The organism is Roseateles aquae (assembly GCF_032337115.1).
Lineage (GTDB): Bacteria > Pseudomonadota > Gammaproteobacteria > Burkholderiales > Burkholderiaceae_C > Roseateles_C > Roseateles_C aquae.
Map to the genome: position 1 here is coordinate 236225 of NZ_JAVXZY010000005.1, position 16350 is coordinate 252574.

16 protein-coding genes are annotated in these 16350 nt (G+C 65.3%); 6 read left to right on the forward strand and 10 right to left on the reverse strand.

Features of this window, described 5'->3' with window-relative positions; all coding sequences use genetic code 11:
• Window positions 1-24 precede the first annotated feature (24 nt).
• From RQP53_RS14010 to RQP53_RS14020, 3 genes are read left to right on the forward strand one after another with little or no spacing between them, the layout of a single operon-like run.
• Window positions 25-525 carry a tripartite tricarboxylate transporter TctB family protein gene (locus RQP53_RS14010; RefSeq protein ID WP_315650960.1) on the forward strand — a complete coding sequence of 167 codons (501 nt, stop codon included), beginning with the start codon at window positions 25-27 and terminating at the stop codon, window positions 523-525.
• Window positions 526-546: 21 nt separating this feature from the next.
• Window positions 547-2064, forward strand: a complete 1518-nt coding sequence (locus tag RQP53_RS14015) for a tripartite tricarboxylate transporter permease (RefSeq protein WP_315650961.1) — start codon at window positions 547-549, stop codon at window positions 2062-2064.
• 42 nt (window positions 2065-2106) lie between these two features.
• Window positions 2107-3123 (forward strand): 2-dehydropantoate 2-reductase, encoded by a 1017-nt coding sequence (locus RQP53_RS14020; protein ID WP_315650962.1) that lies wholly within the window; start codon window positions 2107-2109, stop codon window positions 3121-3123.
• 20 nt (window positions 3124-3143) lie between these two features.
• Here RQP53_RS14020 and RQP53_RS14025 read toward each other — a convergent pair whose 3' ends face one another.
• The 3 genes from RQP53_RS14025 to RQP53_RS14035 form a co-directional block, all read right to left on the reverse strand.
• On the reverse strand, window positions 3144-3413 hold the full coding sequence (locus RQP53_RS14025; RefSeq protein ID WP_315650963.1) for a hypothetical protein: 270 nt from the start codon (window positions 3411-3413) through the stop codon (window positions 3144-3146).
• Window positions 3413-4411 carry a hypothetical protein gene (locus RQP53_RS14030; RefSeq protein WP_315650964.1) on the reverse strand — a complete coding sequence of 333 codons (999 nt, stop codon included), beginning with the start codon at window positions 4409-4411 and terminating at the stop codon, window positions 3413-3415. The genes RQP53_RS14025 and RQP53_RS14030 overlap by 1 nt, the downstream gene beginning before the upstream one ends.
• A 141-nt stretch (window positions 4412-4552) precedes the next feature.
• The gene (locus tag RQP53_RS14035) at window positions 4553-5269 is read right to left on the reverse strand and encodes a hypothetical protein (RefSeq protein WP_315650965.1); all 717 of its coding nucleotides are present in this window, start codon (window positions 5267-5269) and stop codon (window positions 4553-4555) included.
• Window positions 5270-5405: 136 nt separating this feature from the next.
• Here RQP53_RS14035 and RQP53_RS14040 point away from each other — a divergent pair, with 136 nt between their 5' ends.
• Complete coding sequence (locus tag RQP53_RS14040; protein WP_315650967.1) at window positions 5406-6023, forward strand: TetR/AcrR family transcriptional regulator; 618 nt, start codon at window positions 5406-5408, stop codon at window positions 6021-6023.
• A 30-nt stretch (window positions 6024-6053) separates the two neighbouring features.
• On the opposite strand, the gene RQP53_RS14045 is transcribed toward RQP53_RS14040, so the two are convergent.
• Window positions 6054-6932 (reverse strand): LysR family transcriptional regulator, encoded by an 879-nt coding sequence (locus RQP53_RS14045; protein ID WP_315650968.1) that lies wholly within the window; start codon window positions 6930-6932, stop codon window positions 6054-6056.
• 121 nt (window positions 6933-7053) lie between these two features.
• On the opposite strand from RQP53_RS14045, the gene hppD reads away from it, so the two are divergent.
• Window positions 7054-8121: a 4-hydroxyphenylpyruvate dioxygenase gene (gene hppD / locus RQP53_RS14050; RefSeq protein WP_315650970.1), complete on the forward strand. Its 1068-nt coding sequence runs from the start codon at window positions 7054-7056 to the stop codon at window positions 8119-8121.
• Between the two features lie 71 nt (window positions 8122-8192).
• Complete coding sequence (locus RQP53_RS14055) at window positions 8193-8735, forward strand: VOC family protein (protein ID WP_315650971.1); 543 nt, start codon at window positions 8193-8195, stop codon at window positions 8733-8735.
• Between the two features lie 9 nt (window positions 8736-8744).
• Here RQP53_RS14055 and RQP53_RS14060 read toward each other — a convergent pair whose 3' ends face one another.
• From RQP53_RS14060 to RQP53_RS14085, 6 genes are all read right to left on the reverse strand, one after another.
• Entirely contained in the window at window positions 8745-10052 is a 1308-nt protein-coding gene (locus tag RQP53_RS14060) for an MFS transporter (protein ID WP_315650972.1), read from the reverse strand.
• Window positions 10049-11440, reverse strand: coding sequence for a hypothetical protein (locus tag RQP53_RS14065; RefSeq protein WP_315650973.1), 1392 nt, complete (start codon window positions 11438-11440; stop codon window positions 10049-10051). The genes RQP53_RS14060 and RQP53_RS14065 overlap by 4 nt, the downstream gene beginning before the upstream one ends.
• A 1-nt stretch (window position 11441) precedes the next feature.
• Entirely contained in the window at window positions 11442-12653 is a 1212-nt protein-coding gene (locus RQP53_RS14070; protein WP_315650974.1) for a hypothetical protein, read from the reverse strand.
• A gap of 201 nt (window positions 12654-12854) precedes the next feature.
• Window positions 12855-13703, reverse strand: coding sequence for an HAD family hydrolase (locus RQP53_RS14075; protein ID WP_315650975.1), 849 nt, complete (start codon window positions 13701-13703; stop codon window positions 12855-12857).
• Window positions 13704-13794: 91 nt separating this feature from the next.
• Window positions 13795-15513: a PhoH family protein gene (locus RQP53_RS14080; protein ID WP_315650976.1), complete on the reverse strand. Its 1719-nt coding sequence runs from the start codon at window positions 15511-15513 to the stop codon at window positions 13795-13797.
• 293 nt (window positions 15514-15806) lie between these two features.
• Complete coding sequence (locus RQP53_RS14085) at window positions 15807-16286, reverse strand: peroxiredoxin (protein WP_315650977.1); 480 nt, start codon at window positions 16284-16286, stop codon at window positions 15807-15809.
• Window positions 16287-16350: the final 64 nt, after the last annotated feature.

The following is a 16350-nucleotide window of genomic DNA, read 5'->3' on the forward strand; positions in this document are numbered from 1 at the left end:
TTCGCCTGAGCCTGGGAGGGCCATATGCAGAATCAAGAAGAACAAGCGGGTTTGCCGCTGCGTTGGGTGGAGTTGCTGCTGGCCCTGCTGTTGGTGGCCGGGGCCTTGCTGCTGATCAGCGACAGCCTGCGTCTGGGCATAGGCTGGGCCGATGACGGCCCGCGCTCGGGCTATTTCCCATTCCGCATCGGCATCGGTCTGGCGGTCTGCAGCGCCTGGGTGGCTGTGCAACAGCTGCTGGCCTGGCGGCGCACGCGAACGCTGTTTGCCGAGCATGGCCAGCTGCGCGATGTGGCCGCGGTGCTGCTGCCCACCGCCGTCTATGTTTGCCTGATCCCCTGGCTGGGCATCTACCTGCCCTCGGCGCTGCTGATTGCCTGGTTCATGTGGCGCAACCGTGGCTACCGCTGGTGGAGCGTGGCGAGCGTGTCGGTCGGCGTCAGCATGCTGGTCTTCATTGTCTTTGAGCGCTGGTTCACCCAGCCCCTGCCCAAGGGGCCAATCGAGCATTGGCTGGGTTTCTGAGCGCGGTGCAGGGAGACTGATGTGGACGATCTGAACAACCTCTTGCACGGCTTCGCCGTCGCGGCCACGCTGCCGAATCTGGCCTATATGCTGATCGGCATCCTGCTCGGCGTGCTGATCGGCGTGCTGCCCGGCTTGGGCGGCGCCAACGGCGTCGCCATCCTGCTGCCGCTGACCTTCTCGATGGACCCGACCACGGCTATCATCATGCTGTCCTGCATCTACTGGGGTGCACTGTTCGGCGGGGCGATCACCTCCATCCTTTTCAACATCCCGGGCGAGCCCTGGTCGGTGGCCACCACCTTTGATGGCTATCCCATGGCGCAGCGCGGCCAGGCGGCGCAGGCGTTGACGGCGGCTTTCACCTCGTCCTTCGTCGGCGCGCTGTTCGCCACCGCACTGATCACCTTCCTGGCGCCGCTGCTGGCCCGCTTCGCGTTGCGCTTCGGCCCGGCCGAGCTGTTTGCGGTGCAACTGCTGACCTTCTGCAGTTTTGTCGGCATGAGCAAGGAAGCGCCGGCCAAGACGATGATCTCGATGTTGCTGGGCTTCGCGCTGGCCACCGTGGGCATGGACGATATGACCGGCCAGCTGCGCATGACCTACGGCTTTGCCGAGTTGCTCAAGGGCTTCGATTTCCTGATTGCGGTGATCGGCCTGTTCGGCATCGGCGAGATCTTGCTGACGATGGAGGAGGGCCTGGCCTTCAAGGGCAAGAGCGCACGCATCAGCCCGAGAATCGTCTGGCAGACCTGGGTGGAGCTGCTGCGCCACTGGAAAACATTCTTGCGTTCGATGGCGATCGGCTGCTGGATGGGCATCACGCCCGGCGGTGCCACGCCTGCGTCCTTCATGAGCTATGGCGTGGCTCGGCGGATGTCCGAACATCCCGAGCGGTTTGGCCAGGGCGAGTTGGCTGGCGTGGTCGCACCGGAAACGGCCGCCCATGCGGCAGGCACCTCGGCCCTGTTGCCCATGTTGACCCTGGGCATCCCCGGCTCGCCGACCGCCGCCGTGCTGCTCGGTGGGCTGGTGATCTGGGGCCTTCAGCCTGGCCCCATGCTGTTTACCGAGCACAAGGATTTTGTCTGGGGCCTGATTGCCTCGATGTACCTGAGCAATATCGTCGGCCTGTTGGTGGTGCTGACGACGGTGCCGTTCTGGGCCGCGATCCTGCGCATTCCCTTTGCCATCATCGCGCCGGTCATCATCGTCACCTGCGCCATCGGTGCCTACACCGTGCATGGCGCGATGTTCGACGTCTTCATGATGCTGGTCTTTGGTGTGCTCGGCTATGTGTTCAAGAAACTGAAGTACCCGCTGGCGCCGCTGGTGCTGGCGCTGGTGCTGGGTGACAAGGCCGAGGCGAATTTCCGCCAGTCGATGCTGATGTCCCAGGGTGAGCTGAGCATCTTCTGGTCCAACGGCCTGGTCGGCGGCATCACCGGTTTGGCCTTGCTGATGCTGGTCTGGCCGCTCGGTGACGCAGCGCGACAATGGGCCCGCCGCCGCGAGGCCCGTCCTGCCGTGGCGCAGTGAGCGCGAAGGACATGTGAAGGACGTGCGAAGGAAGCCATGGCGATGAAGATTGCGATTGTGGGTGCCGGTGCCATCGGCGGATTGCTGGGCTGCCGGCTGGCTGCAGCCGGCGAGCAGGTGACATTCATCGCCCGCAACAAGAACCTGGCCGCCATCAATGCACAGGGCTTCACGCTGAGCGAGGAAGATGGCAGCGAGTTGCATGTCGCGCCCGGCGCCACGCTGCGTGCGGTGCAGCGCATGAGCGAGGCCGGACCGCAGGACGCGGTGCTCTTGACCGTCAAGGCGCATCAGCTTGGCGACTTGCTCGGCGAATTGCCCGTGCTGTTCGGGCCGCAGACGATGGTGGTCAGCATGATCAACGGCCTGCCCTGGTGGTACTTTCAGGGCCTGGCCGGCGCTCATCAGGGTCGGGTGCTGGAGTCGGTCGACCCCGGTGGCGCGATTGCCGCCTGCATCGCACCCGAGCGCGTGATCGGTAGCATCGTCTACCCGGCCGCTCAGCTGGAGGCTCCCGGCCGCGTACGGCTGATCGAAGGCAACCGCTTCAGCCTCGGCGAGCTCGATGGCAGCCGCAGCGAACGGATCGAGCAGCTCTCGCAAACGCTGATGCGCGCCGGCTTCAAGGCCCCGGTGGCCAAGGACATCCGTTCCGAGCTGTGGGTCAAGCTGTGGGGCAATTTGAGCTTCAACCCGATCTCGGCGCTGACCCACGCGACGCTGGAAGACATCTGCCGCTTCCCGCTGACCCGCGAACTGGCAGCGCGGATGATGAGCGAGGCTCAGACCATCGGCGAGAAGCTCGGCGTGCAGTTCAAGATCTCGCTTGACAAACGCATCGCCGGCGCCGAGGCCGTGGGGGCGCACAAGACCTCGATGTTGCAGGACGTCGAGGCCGGTCGCGCGCTTGAACTCGAAGCGTTGCTGGGCGCCGTCGTCGAGCTGGCCCGCATCACCGAGACACCGTCGCCCAACCTCGATGCAATCTATGCGGTGACCCGGCTGCTGGCGCTGACGCTGCATGAGCATCAGGGTACTTTGACGCTCAGGCGGTCCTGAGACCACGCCGGTGACCATCCTCAGCTGAGCAGCACCAGCAGGCCGAGCAGGACGGCCCCGCTATCGATAGCGAGCCAGAGGCGGCGAGTCGCCCCGCCGCGGTACTGCTGGTTCAGCCTCAGGCCGCGGCGCATCGCAGTCAGCTGGATGGCGAAGAGGCTGATGAAGCTCGCACCCAGCGGTAGCGTGATGGCGGCGCGGTGGCCGCCCAGCATTGCCGTCAGCGCCAGAGCGCCAATCAGCAAGGACAGGCAGCGTGAGGCGCGCAGCAGTGACTTGCTGCTCAGCATCACTTGCAGCTGTCGCGCTCTTCGCGGTCCTTCCACGGGCCGCTGACGCCGAAGTCACCGCCGCCGGAGTAGAAGCTGCTGCTCGAGCCCAGGCTGCCGAAGGCCCCGGAGAAGAAGAACTGGCGCTGGTAGCCGCCAAGCTGCAGCCGTGAGGAGAACGACAGGCTGTCGAAGGCGCTGCCGTTCAGGATGGAGGTGGCCGAGTTCATGAAGAAGTCGACCGATTGGCCGAGCTTGTCCGAGAACGCGTTGTAGGACTCCGGCGCATAAGTCGACCAGAGGTTGTTGATTGCCGTGCCCACGGCATAGCCGGCTGCAAACGATGTGGTCAGGCGCGAGCCCACAAAGCTGGCCGTCTCGTACAGCGCAGCGCGTACCGACAGTGAACCGACAGGCGCTGTGCGGTAGTCAAGGTAGATCTGCTTGATGGTGAAGTCAATGTTCGGTGCCGGTGTACTACCCAGCGCGATCAGGCCGCGATTGGCCGGGCGGCTTTGGGTCAGCGCGCGCTCGGCCATCGGGGAGAGCAGCAGGGACAGCTCGGTGGCCGCGGTAGGTGACAGCCGCGCGGCAGCCGCGTAGGTGTCGGCAAAGCCGAAGTGCTCGCCAATGCGCGCCAGCGTCGGCGTGTCGCACTTGGCTGCGACGATGTCCAGCAGCGCGGCCGGCTTGCTGCTATTGCTGGTGGCGTTGCCGTAGTAATAGGCCAGGTCGTTCAGCTCGGCGGCATTCATTGAAGCCAGCAGACGCTGCAGATCGGCCGCTGGCATACGCTTTAGATTGCTTTCGATCGTGTCCTGAAAACTGCCGGCAATGGCGGCCGGATACTCCCAGTGATAGCGGGCTCCCGGTGCGATGGACGCCTGCTGCAGGGTGCCGGTACCCGGTGTCAGCAGCGCTTCGCGCTTGCCCCCCTTGCAGTCATCATTGGCCGCCAGCGCGGGACCGAAAACGGCAAGCGACACGGCGCCGCTCAGAAAATTTCGACGGTTGCTCATCTGAATCTCCCATGGTTTGCTGAGGCGCTGAACATTTGCTAACGGATTGGAGGCGTGGATCAGCGCCGGGCAAGTATTGGACAGAATCGAGGTGAAGGGCCATCTGTAAGCGCTTACAGGATGCGGCGGGCAACCACGTCATTAACTTGTCACTGACGTGGCACCGGCTGCCTTCGTGCCGTCCTGGTGTGCGCCGGAGCATCCACTTCGCCTGCGTCCAGCAAGGTGGCGTATGGCCGCCGCCCCGAGCAACAGCGCCAGCGGCAGCAGATAGGCGAGTGACATCGGCACACGCTTGGCCGAGGACAGCACGAACAGCAGGCACAGCCAGTGGCTACCGGCGCGGTGCCAGCGCTGCCAGCGTGCGACGCCGAGCCAGCGCTGTGCTGCGCCGTTGGAACTCAGCGCCAGCAGGCTCAGCACCAGATAGCCAGAACCTCCCAACACCAAGCTCAGCGGCGAGGTCAGGCTGGCCCAGAGCGCCGGGCTGGCCAGCGCATGCAGCGCGACGATGCCCGCCGCATGCAGTGCATGAGAGCTGGCAAACAACAAGCCCCATTGGCGGCGTCGCTGCAACAGCCAGCTGCTGAAGGCGCCGGGCCACAAGCGCGGCCAGGCCGAGGCGGTATAGGCCAGCAGGAAGAAGAACAGCGAGCTGCGCGCGGTGGCGCGCACCTGGGCGCGCACGCCGTCCAGCTCCGGCCTGGGGCCGATCAGCAGCACGCACATCAGCAGCAGCGCCGCCGTGCCGAGTAGCCAGCAGCCCCAGGCCGAGCCCAGCGGCCCATACCAGGGGCTGCCGGCGCCGGCAGGCGGCGGCGGGCTTGGGGGCAGGCCAGGGGTGGGGACGTGGGCCATGTCTTTTGGTCGGGCAGTGAAGATGCGCGGATGCTAGGCAGCTGGCCCCAAATGGGCGAGTTCAAATACGCACTGCTTACATGGCCAGGAGGCTTGTCTGAGAACCACCGCGCATCGCAGCTACCACCACGGCAACTTGCGCCGCGCGGTGATCGATATGGCGCTGCAGCTGGCCGGCGAAAGCGGCGAGGATCGCGTCAGCCTGCGCGAAGTGGCACGGCGTATCGGTGTGTCCTCGGGCGCGCCGTTCCGGCATTTCGCCAGCCATGAGGCGCTGATGCAGGCGATCGCCGAGGAGGCGCTCGAAGGGCTGCGCCTGCAGATCGAGCGCGGCCAGCGTGGCGCGGCCGCGCGCGACAGCCTGGCTGCGCTGAAGGCCATGGGCGAAAGCTTTCTCGATTGGGCCTTGCAGCACCCGACGGCATTTCGCCTGACTTCCTCGCGACGGCTCTATCGCTTTGACAGCTCCGAGCGGCTGCGGGCCCAGTTCGCCGCGCTGCGCTCGCACACGCTGCAGGCGGTGCGGCAGGCGCAGGCGGCCGGCCACTTTGTTGGCGCCTCACCTGAGCAGGCCGCACTGGGCTTGCGAGCCATGGCCTATGGCCTGGCGCGCATGCATATCGACGGCCAGTTGCCGCAATGGGAGGTGCCGGCCGGCGCGGTGCCGGAGACCTTGAAGCAGACGCTGTCGCTGATGGTGGACAGCCTGGCCAGCAGCACGGCGGGCCAGCCGTTGAAACGGTCGCAGCGCTGAAGGTGCGAAGGCCTGCAGCGCAAAGGACGCTCAACCGGGCTCGCTGCGCAGCAGCTCGGCCAGCCGCTGCCCGGCGCGGCCCAACGGTCGTTCCAGGCTTTGCACCAGCCAGGGCGTGAAGCGGTAGCGCGAGCCGCCTTCGTAAGCCAACTCGACCAGCTCGCCGCGGGCCAAGGCCTCGTCGACCAGATAGCGCGGCATCCAGCCAAAGCCCATGCCCATCAGCAGGGCCTGGCGCTTGGCCACGAAGCCTGAGAGGTAGAACACCCGCTCGCCGCCGAACATATGGCGGTCGTCGCCGCGTTCGCTGGAGTCCTGCACGCTGAGCTCGACATGGGCGTGCAGATCATCCAGCTGTGCGGGCCTGCCCAGCTGGGCCAGCGGGTGATCCGCGGCCACGCACAGCACGCACTCGACCTCGGGCTGGGCCCGCGCCTGCAGCAGCGCACCGGGGCTGAATTCCTTGGCCAGCATCAGATCGGCCGACTCCTTCTCGAAGCGGTACTGCACGCCGCCGAGAAATTCGATCTTCAGTTGCACACGGGTCGGCACGCCCTCATCGGCCAGGCGCTTGAGCGCGCGCAGGGTGTCGGCCAGCGGCAGGATGCCGTCGACAACGACCAGCAGCCGCGCCTCCCAGCCCGAGGCCAATTGCTGGGCCAGCGCCTCGACCTGGTGGGCCTGACGCAGCAGCCGCCGGCCTTCGTTCAGCACCGCCTCGCCGGCTGGGGTGAGCCGCACACGGTAGGCGCTGCGGTCCAGCAGCGGCAGGCGCAGCTGGGTTTCCAGCTTCTTCACCTGGTAGCTGACGGCCGAGGTCACCTTGTGCAGTTGCTCGGCCGCACTGGCAAAGCTGCCACAGCGAACCACGGCCTCCAAGGCCTCCAGCGCTTCCAGATCCAGCTTCATGTTCTAAATCTTCGATGATGAATGGCGAGGAAATTCGCTTTTATAGATGTTAAAGCCCTACAAGAATTGCGGTCAATCGCCTCTTTTCCGCTTGGGGGCGAGCCACAACGAGGAGACCTCCATGAGCCAGCCGAGCAGCACCACCGTCAGCACGCCGATCAGCAATCCCGTCGGCCTGCGTGGCATCGAATTCACCGAGTTCAGCGGCCCCTCGCTGCCCGCCCTCGAAGAGCTGTTCTGGGCCTTCGGCTTTTCCAAGCTGCGCCGCCATGCCAGCAAGGACATCAGCTATTTCCGCCAGAACGACATCCACTTCCTGCTCAATGGCGAGCGCGACGGCCACAGCGCCCAGTTCGCCCGCAAGCATGGCCCGTCAATCAGCGCCATGGGCTGGCGCGTCGAGAACGCCGAGGCGGCGCTGAAGGCGGCAGTGGCACGCGGTGCCGTCGAGGTGCCGGCGGCGATGAAGGATCATGCCTATCCGGCCGTGTGGGGCATCGGCGAGAGCATCATCTACTTCATCGATGCCGTGCAGGCCGGCCTGCCGAGCATCTATGAGCGCGATTTCATCGCACTGGAGCAGCCGCGCATCCAGGCCGACAAGGGCTTTTTGGTCGTCGACCACCTGACCAACAACGTGCTCCCCGGCGAGCAGGACAAGTGGGCCGCCTTCTACAAGGGCATCTTCGGTTTCACCGAGGTGCGCTACTTCGACATCCAGGGGGTCAAGACCGGCCTGACCAGCTTTGCGCTGCGCTCGCCCGATGGCAGCTTCTGTATCCCGATCAACCAGCCCAAGGACGACAAGGACCAGATCGCCGAGTACCTGCGCGAGTACAAGGGGCCGGGCGTCCAGCATCTGGCCTTCCTGACCGAGGACATCCTGGCCTCGCTGGACCAGCTCGAAGGCAGCGGTATTGAGACCTTGGAGATCGATGCCGACTACTACCGCGAGGTGTTTGAGCGCGTGCCCGGCGTGCGCGAGGACCATGGCCGCATCCAGAAGCACCAGGTGCTGGTCGATGGCGACGAGCAGGGCTATCTGCTGCAGATCTTCACCAAGAACATCATCGGCCCGATCTTTGTCGAGATCATCCAGCGGGCCAACAACCTGGGCTTTGGCGAAGGCAATTTCGGCGCGCTGTTCCGCTCGCTGGAGAAGGACCAGGAGCGCCGTGGCGTGATCTGAGTGCCCGAACCAGGGCGCCGCCAAATCAGCGCCCTGGGCTTCAACTTCGCTAACGATCAGGATCAACAACCATGCAGATGCAGGGCATCCACCACGTCGCTTACCGCTGCCGTGATGTGCAGCAGACGATTGACTTCTACCGCGAGGCGCTGGGCATGCCGCTGCTGCTGGCAATCTCGGAAGACCGCGTGCCCTCGACCAAGGCGCCCGATCCCTATATGCACATCTTCCTCGATGCGGGGCGCGGTAATGTGCTGGCCTTTTTCGAGATCCCCAACTCGCCGGCCATGGGCCGCGACGAGAACACGCCCGACTGGGTGCAGCACCTGGCCTTCCAGGTCGAGGACGAGGCGGCGTTGCTGGCGGCCAAGGCCCGGCTGGAAGGCCTGGGTCTGGAAGTCACCGGCCCGACCAACCACGAGATCTTCCAGTCGATCTATTTCCGCGATCCGAACGGCCACCGCATCGAGTTGGCCGCCAACACCGTCAAGCCTGGCCAACTGGAGCGACTGCGTGAGCTGGCGCCGGCCATGATTGAGGAATGGGGCCGCACCCGCCGCACCGTGCGCCATGCAGCCTGGCTGCATGAGCAGGAGTTTGCGGCGGCGCCGTGAAGCAAGGATCTAGTCACGCAGCAGGCGCCGGCCAGCAAACAGCAGCACGACGATCATCATGGCGAGGCTGAGCAGCAGCAGGCTGGCGCCGAGAGCGGCGGTGTCGGGGTGCGCCCAGGTGGTCTGCAGGCCAAGAGCATCCAGGTGGGCCAGCAGGGGCGCACAGATCTGCTGCGCCAAAGGCACCGAAAGCGTGATCGCCAGGGGCCCGAGTGCCGAGGCGAACGTCCGCCGTACGGCAAAGATGGCACCCTGGCGCTCGATCGGCGTGCGTTGCCGCCAGAGGATTTGCATGGCCGCGTTGACGGGGGGGTGGAAGAAGCTGAACAGGGCGGCCGCCAGACTCAGGGTCCCAGCCTGTTGCCCCAGGGCGTAGAGCGCGATCGACAAGGCGATGCCGGTGGCACCGATGTACAGGGTAGGAATCAAGGCCGCTCGCTGGCCCAATATGCCGCTGCAGATTCCACCCAAGAACAGCCCGATCCCGCCGCAAGCCATGATCTGGGCAATGGCGCCGGAGCCGTGCATCGTCAGTGCCAGCGGCGTTTGCATCGTGGTGAAAATCGTCGCGCCGAAATTGAGCATGCCGACGAAGATCAGCAGACGAAACAGCAGTCGCTGCTGGCGTATCCAGACGAAGCCAAAATTCAGTTCGGCCCTGAAATTGCTTCGGTAGCCGCGCAAGAGCTGCAGCAGCGCGGTGCTGCTGATCTGGCGCGGAAGCTCAAGCCGGGCGACGTTGACCAGGCTGGCGGCAAAGGCCAGCAGCATCAGCCCGAGCAAGGCCTGCAGGCCGGCATGCGTGAGCAGCGCAACTGCCAACAAGGGGGCTGCAACACCCACGCCAGCCTCGATGGCCTCTTCATAGCCGGTGATGCGCGCCATCTGCGCTGCTGGCGACAGTGAAGAGACGGTCGCCAGCAGCGTGGGCCAGCGGACCGTCTGGATCAGCGCCAGTGTCAGCACCAGGAGCGACGCCAGCGGGACGTCGAAATCGAAAGCACGCTGCCAGAGCAGCGCCAGGGCCGCCAGCAACAGCGCGGCCAGGCTGCAGCCCTGCACCAACAGGCCGCGCGGCAGCTTGTCCAGCAGCGGTCCGATCAGCGGTGAGACACAGACGCCCGGCAGCGCAGAGAGCAAGGCCAGGGCGGCGAACAGCGCGTAGGAACCGGTGCGCTGATAGACCCAGACATCGAGAGCGAACACCAGGGTCGAGATGCTCATCGAGGCCAGACCCTCGACCAGCAGGAAGCGCAGCGTGCGCTGCGCGCTGCGCCCCGGGTCCGGCGTGGCCAGGCTGGCCAAGCCGCCGCTCAAACGTGCTCCGCGGCCGCTGGCGGCTGGGCCAGATGTGCAATGCTGGCAGGCTCGTCAACCAGCAGCGTGGCGCAAATGCCGTTCAAACGGGCATCGCCTACAGCGAGCCTGCGTTGTTCAGCATTGCGCTCTATTCGCACATAGGGTGCGGCCTCAGCACTGCCAAAGACAAAGGGGCTGACGCTGTAGCCGAGCAACTCGCTGCGCGAATCGCCCACGAAGGCAAAGGGCAGAGGGGTGGGGCTGACGTTTTGCTGCAGCACCCAGGGCAAGGTGTCTGCCTTTGCTTTTGCAATCGCCTGCTGCCACTGTGCGTCGCTGCATTCGCAACCGATCAGCACGTGCAGAGACGCCCTCGAATGAGTTCGCTTGAGCACGAGGGATCTGCGCTGCTCGAGCGCCAGCGTGGAGAGATCGCCGTCGGTGCTGTCCTGCTCGGCCGGACGCAGAACACGTGTCCAGGGCACCAGAGCATTGACCAGTTGGCGCTCGTCGGTACTGAGCAGCGGCGACTCGTGTTCCGCCAACTCGCTCAATGCGGCCAAGGCCAGCTTGCTTTCGACGCCGAGGTCGGAGGGATCCGAAGCCAGCAGGCAATCGCAGCGCAGCGCGCGCTGCAGCAGCGCCAGGGTGCTGGCGGTGCGTGCGGCCTCATGCGCCAGCGAGGCAAAGCGCCAGACAATGTCGACCGGCCCGGCGCGGTCGCGCAAGCTGGTGCCGCTGCAATGCAGTTCCTCGGTGCAACGCACGCTGGCATTGAGTCCGGGCAGGCTGGCGTTGAGCCGGTTGGCAAAGAGCTGGGCGTGGCGGCGGTCGTAGTCGCCCAACTGTGCATCGATCAGCACAACCAGACGGCAGCGGCGCTTGTCACGGCAGGCCATCAGCTGAGCGACATAGTTGCAGATGGCCGGCCACAGCCTGGGCACGCGATGGCGGCCGCCCCAGGCCATGGTATTGAGCTGCGCAGCACGTTGTTGCGCAAACTCAAGTTCGAAATACCAGCCCAGGCCGGAGTCCAGATTCAACTCGAGCAACTTCAGCTGCCCTTCGACCAGGATGCCATCGGGCCGGGCAATCGGAGCCAGCGCTGGGCCGCGTTCGCGCGCTGCCAGCACCAGCGACCGTTGGTCGGCGCGGCACCAGCGACCCTCAGCATCGAGCTGAAGACTGAGGCGGCGCGCCAACTGCAGCAGTTGATGAACCTGCCCCTGCATGCCTTGCATCTGCTGACGCGGCAGCATCAATGGGCTGAGTGCGTAGGCCCCAGCCTCGTGCAAGGCCTCGTGCTGGCGCAGCTGCGCCGCAGTTTCGCTGGCCCAGACGCGCAACGCGGGCCGCTGCCAGTCGGCGTGGCCAGTGCTGGCAGGCAAGGGGGGCAGGGGCGGCATCTCAATGCTCCACATAGCTGGGCAGTTCGTCGACCACCAGGGCGGGCCGCAGCAGGCCACCGTGGCCCACGTTGACGATGGATTGGCGGGCGCATCGGCCCAGCAGGCCAACCGGCTTGCCGCCATAGAGGAACAGCGATAGCACGTTGTGCATGGGCGGGCGTTGTTCGAGGTCGATCGTCACGGCTTCAGGCTTGGCGTCGATCAAGGCTTGCACCAGCAGCCGCCCGGCCAGCGCCTGTTCCACCAACAGCTGCCATTGCGCCGGCTTGCAGTCGCGGCCGACAAAGACGCCGCGGCCCCGTGTGTCGATGGCGGTCTTGAGCACAAAGCGATGCGGCACCGCCAGCAACTCTGCGGCGGTCCATCGGGGAGCCTTGCATGCCGGGCCCAGGCAGCTGCTCGGCGCCACCAGGCGGTCAATGGCCGCGCACTGCGCTGCACTGAGCGTGCGGCGCACATCGTCCTCGAACAGCAGGGCGAGCGCGCGCTTGTTCTCGGCCACCATCATTGCGGGTAGGGGGCTGAGCGTACGCAGCTGTCCGCTGGCCATGGCCTCCAGAAGCGGACGTGCTTCCTCAGGGTCATGGCGCCAGGCGCACCAGTGGATCAGCCCGTCGGCGCCCAGCGTGGTGTCAATCTTGGTGAAGGCCAGATCGATCGGGCGCCCATCGGCCAAGACCTGGTCCTCCCGAAATACCAGTGATTGCACCGGGCCGATATAGGGCGCTGGCCCGCCCAGGCTGAGGGCGCGGTCGTGAAGTGTCTGAATGTCGTTGCGCAGCGGCTGGAACTCACTCCACAAGAACGCCAGCCTCGCCGGTTGGCGAGGGCTTCGTTCACGCATCAGCTGCAGGAAACCATCGGCGTTCTCGACCGCTTGAACGCGCTCGACAAGGTGGCGGTCGTAGAAATCGCTGGCCCGGAAGGCGCGATTCACGATGCCGGTCAGCGTCAGGCCGCCCGGGCAATCGCTATTGCTCTCAAGCATCTGCCAGCGCCCGTCCGCGCCACGCATCAAGTCGAAACGGGCCAGCGGGATGTCGCGTTGGCCCGATGTGGCATGGGAGATGTAGGGCCTCAAATGGCGCAGCTCGGGAAAGCGTGCCTGGATGTCGGGCTCATCGCAATACAAACGGTTGAGTTGCTCAAGCGCTTGCAGCACCAGCTGGGCGTCGCTCGCCAGCGCCGCATAGTCGCGGCTACGCAGCAAGCATGGCGTCAGCGCGACTGGCAGGGCAGTCGTGCCGTCATAGCGTGCGCCTTGATCCCACAACGTCTGCTGAAACTGCCGCAGCGATTGCTGAGATGCAGTATTGAATGCTGCCCCCATGCTTGCGTCCCATTGTTTGGGGCGCTATTGCAGCGCAGATTTGTGACATGCGCATCGGCATTGTCACCAAGCGGCATCGGGTCAATCCCTAATCTGTCCTCGCCAGTCCTGCTCGATGAAGCGGAGCACGCTGTCTTCGTGGTGCGGGCCTATCACCTGATGGGCCTCGTCCTTGACGGCGTCGATGGCATTGGCCACGGCGATGCCACGGTGGGCGGCGCGCAGCATCTTGATGTCGTTGACATGATCGCCAAAGACGACGACCTCGCGTTCGTGCAGGCCGTAGCGCTCGGCCAGCGTCTTGATCGCCTGGTCCTTGGTGGCGCGGCGGTCGTGGACGGTCAGCCAGGGCCAGCCGGGCCGGTAGAGGTCTTCGGCCAGATGGGTCTCGACGGCGTCGCCGCACAGCGCGTCGATCTCGGCCTGCAAGGCCGCCAGCGGCGCCTCGCGTTCGACGACGACAAAAGTCACCGCCGGCGTGTGCAGCTCGTCCTGCAGCCGCGCACTGTGACGCAGCCGCGGGTCGGCATTGCGCAGGCGCTCGTCGACAAAGGCCTGCTGCGCCTCGTTGTGCACCGACTGGTAGAACAGCTGGTCACCCAGCGGGCCATGGGTCGAGACAAAGGGCATCAGGCCCTGGCGGCGTATCAGCGCAAAGATGGCCTGCGACAACGCCGGCTCCATGGTGTTGACCAGCTCATGCTCGCAGCTGGCCAGGTCGCTGATGTAGGCGCCGTTGGACGAGATCACCGGCAGCTTGAGCGGCAGCGGGCCGAGGATCTTGCGGATGGAGCTGACGTGGCGCGCACTGGCGACGGTGAACAGCAGGCCCTGATCGAGCAGGCGGCACAGGCCGGCACGGGTGCTGTCGGCCAGCTCGCCGCGCGGGTCCAGCAGCGTGCCGTCGAGATCGGAAACATAAAGCGTCATGGCGACATCATCGCGGAAATGAAAAGCGGCCCCGCGGGGCCGCCTGGAGAGCGATTGAGGGCGATTGAGGGCGAAGCGGTTGAGCGTCGGCTCAGAGCACTTCTGATGCGAAGTCGGCCAGCCGTGAACGCTCGCCGCGTGCCAGCGTGACATGGCCGCTGTGCGCCCAGCCCTTGAAACGGTCGACGGCGTAGGTCAGGCCCGAGGAACCTTCGGTCAGATAGGGCGTGTCGATCTGCGCCAGATTGCCCAGGCAGACGATCTTGGTGCCGGGGCCAGCGCGGGTGATCAGCGTCTTCATCTGCTTGGGGGTCAGGTTTTGCGCCTCGTCGATGATGACGTATTTGTTCAGGAAGGTGCGGCCGCGCATGAAGTTCAGGCTCTTGATCTTGATCTTGCTGCGCACCAGATCGTTGGTGGCCGCGCGGCCCCATTCGCCGGCCGTGCTGTCGCCGCGGGCCAGGACTTCCAGGTTGTCGTCCAGCGCGCCCATCCAGGGGCCCATCTTCTCTTCCTCGGTGCCGGGCAGGAAGCCGATGTCCTCGCCCACCGGCACGGTCACGCGGGTGACGATGATTTCGCTGTAGCGGCGCTCATCGAGCACCTGCGAGAGGCCAGCGGCCAGCGTCATCAGCGTCTTGCCGGTACCTGCCGTGCCGGTCAACGTGACGAAATCGCATTCCGGGTCCATCAGCAGATTGAGGGCAAAGTTCTGCTCGCGGTTGCGTGCGGTCACGCCCCAGACCGAGTGCTTCTGGTTGCCGTAGTCCTTCAGCGTGCGCAGCACCGCCGTCTTGCCGGTGATCTCCAGCACCTTGGCATACAGCGGGGCGGCGCCGGGCGCCTCCAGATAAACCAGCTCATTGACCAGCAGCGAGGGCACCAGCGGGCCGCTGATGCGGTAGAAGGTGATGCCGCCCTGCTGCCAGCTCTCCATGGTCTTGCCATGGCGCTCCCAGAAGTCGGCCGGCAAGGCCTGCACGCCGGTGTAGAGCAGGTCGGAGTCTTCCAGCGTCTTGTCGTTGCGGTAATCCTCGGCGGGCAGGCCCAGCGCACGGGCCTTGATGCGCATATTGATGTCCTTGGACACCAACACGACTTCGCGCTCGGGCTGCTGGTTCTTGAGCGCCTGTACGACGCCAAGGATCTGGTTGTCCGCCTTGCCCTGTGGCAGGCCCTGGGGCAGCGGCGTGTCGATCAGCTGGGTCTGGAAGAACAGCTTGCCGCCAGCCTCGCGGTGGCCGGTCTGATCCAGCGGCAGGCCCTTGGACATTTCCTCGATCGAGCTGGTCTTCAAGCTGGCGGCCAGCGCATCCAGATCGCGGCTGACCTGGCGCACATTGCGGGCGACCTCGGTCATGCCCTTCTTGTGGCCGTCCAGTTCCTCCAGCGTGATCATCGGCAGGTAGATGTCGTGTTCCTCGAAGCGGAACAGGCACATCGGGTCGTGCATCAGCACATTGGTGTCGAGCACGAAGAGCTTGGACGCTTCGCTGCCCTTGCTCTTGCTGGCCGCCTTGCTGCGCGCGGCGGGGCGTGCGGCTTTGACGGGTGCGGAGGCCGGTGGGGTCACCGCCGTGGCCGACCAGGCCGGCGCCGCCTTGCTTTCGACCACAGCGGGGGCGGCGACGGTTTTGCCGGCACGCGGTTTCTCCGCTTTCAACTGCAGCACCGGCGCCACCGGTGCGGGAACTGGAGCGGGCGCGGGACGCGCCTCGGCGGCGGGTTTCTTGCTCAGTGCCAGATTGCTGGCATAGGCCGAAGACTCGAGGACAGAGGCGCGCTTGGTCGGGGGCTTGGGCAGTGGCATGTGGGCAAGGGCAGGGCGCGGCGAAGCGCCCTTGAGCTGGAAAGCAAAAGATAGGAGCCGGGGCCAAAAAAGCAAAAAGCCGCACGACAAGCGATGCGGCTTCTTGGGGATTCGTCTCGGCTCAGGGGCATGAACCCATTATGCACAAAGGCCCATGACAGGCTGTCGCAGATCAAGCCTGGCGCCCAAACGCAACAAAGCCGGCGCGAGGCGTCTGCCCGGCCGGCTTTGGCTTGATACTGGAGCGCTGCGCGATCAGCTCATCGATTGAGCGAAGCGGGGCGCCAATCAGCTCAGGCGGCGTCCTTCTTCAGCGCCTTGACGGCCTTCAGCACTTCGTCGACATGGCCGGCGACCTTGATGCCGCGCCATTCTTCGCGCAGCACGCCATTGGCGTCGATCAGGAAGGTCGAGCGCTCGATGCCCTTGACCTTCTTGCCGTACATGATCTTGTTCTTGACCACGCCGAACATATGGCAGAGCTTTTCTTCGGTGTCGGCGATCAGCTCGAAAGGCAGTTCCAGCGTTTGCTTGAACTTCTCGTGCGAGACCATGTTGTCGCGTGAAACACCCAGCACAACTGCGCCAGCCTTCACGAAATCCTTGTGGCGATCGCGAAATTGCATCGCTTCGGTGGTGCAACCGGGTGTATTGTCCTTGGGGTAGAAGTACAACACCACCACTTGACCGTGGAAAGCGTGCGGTGTGAACTTCACACCTCCGGTAGCAAGAGCTTCAATTTCCGGGAGGGGTTTGTTGAGCGCTGGCGTCATGTGGCGTTCTTCGAGTGGTGTGCCCATGTGGGCATAGCCGGCGATTATACGTTGAACAGCGGGG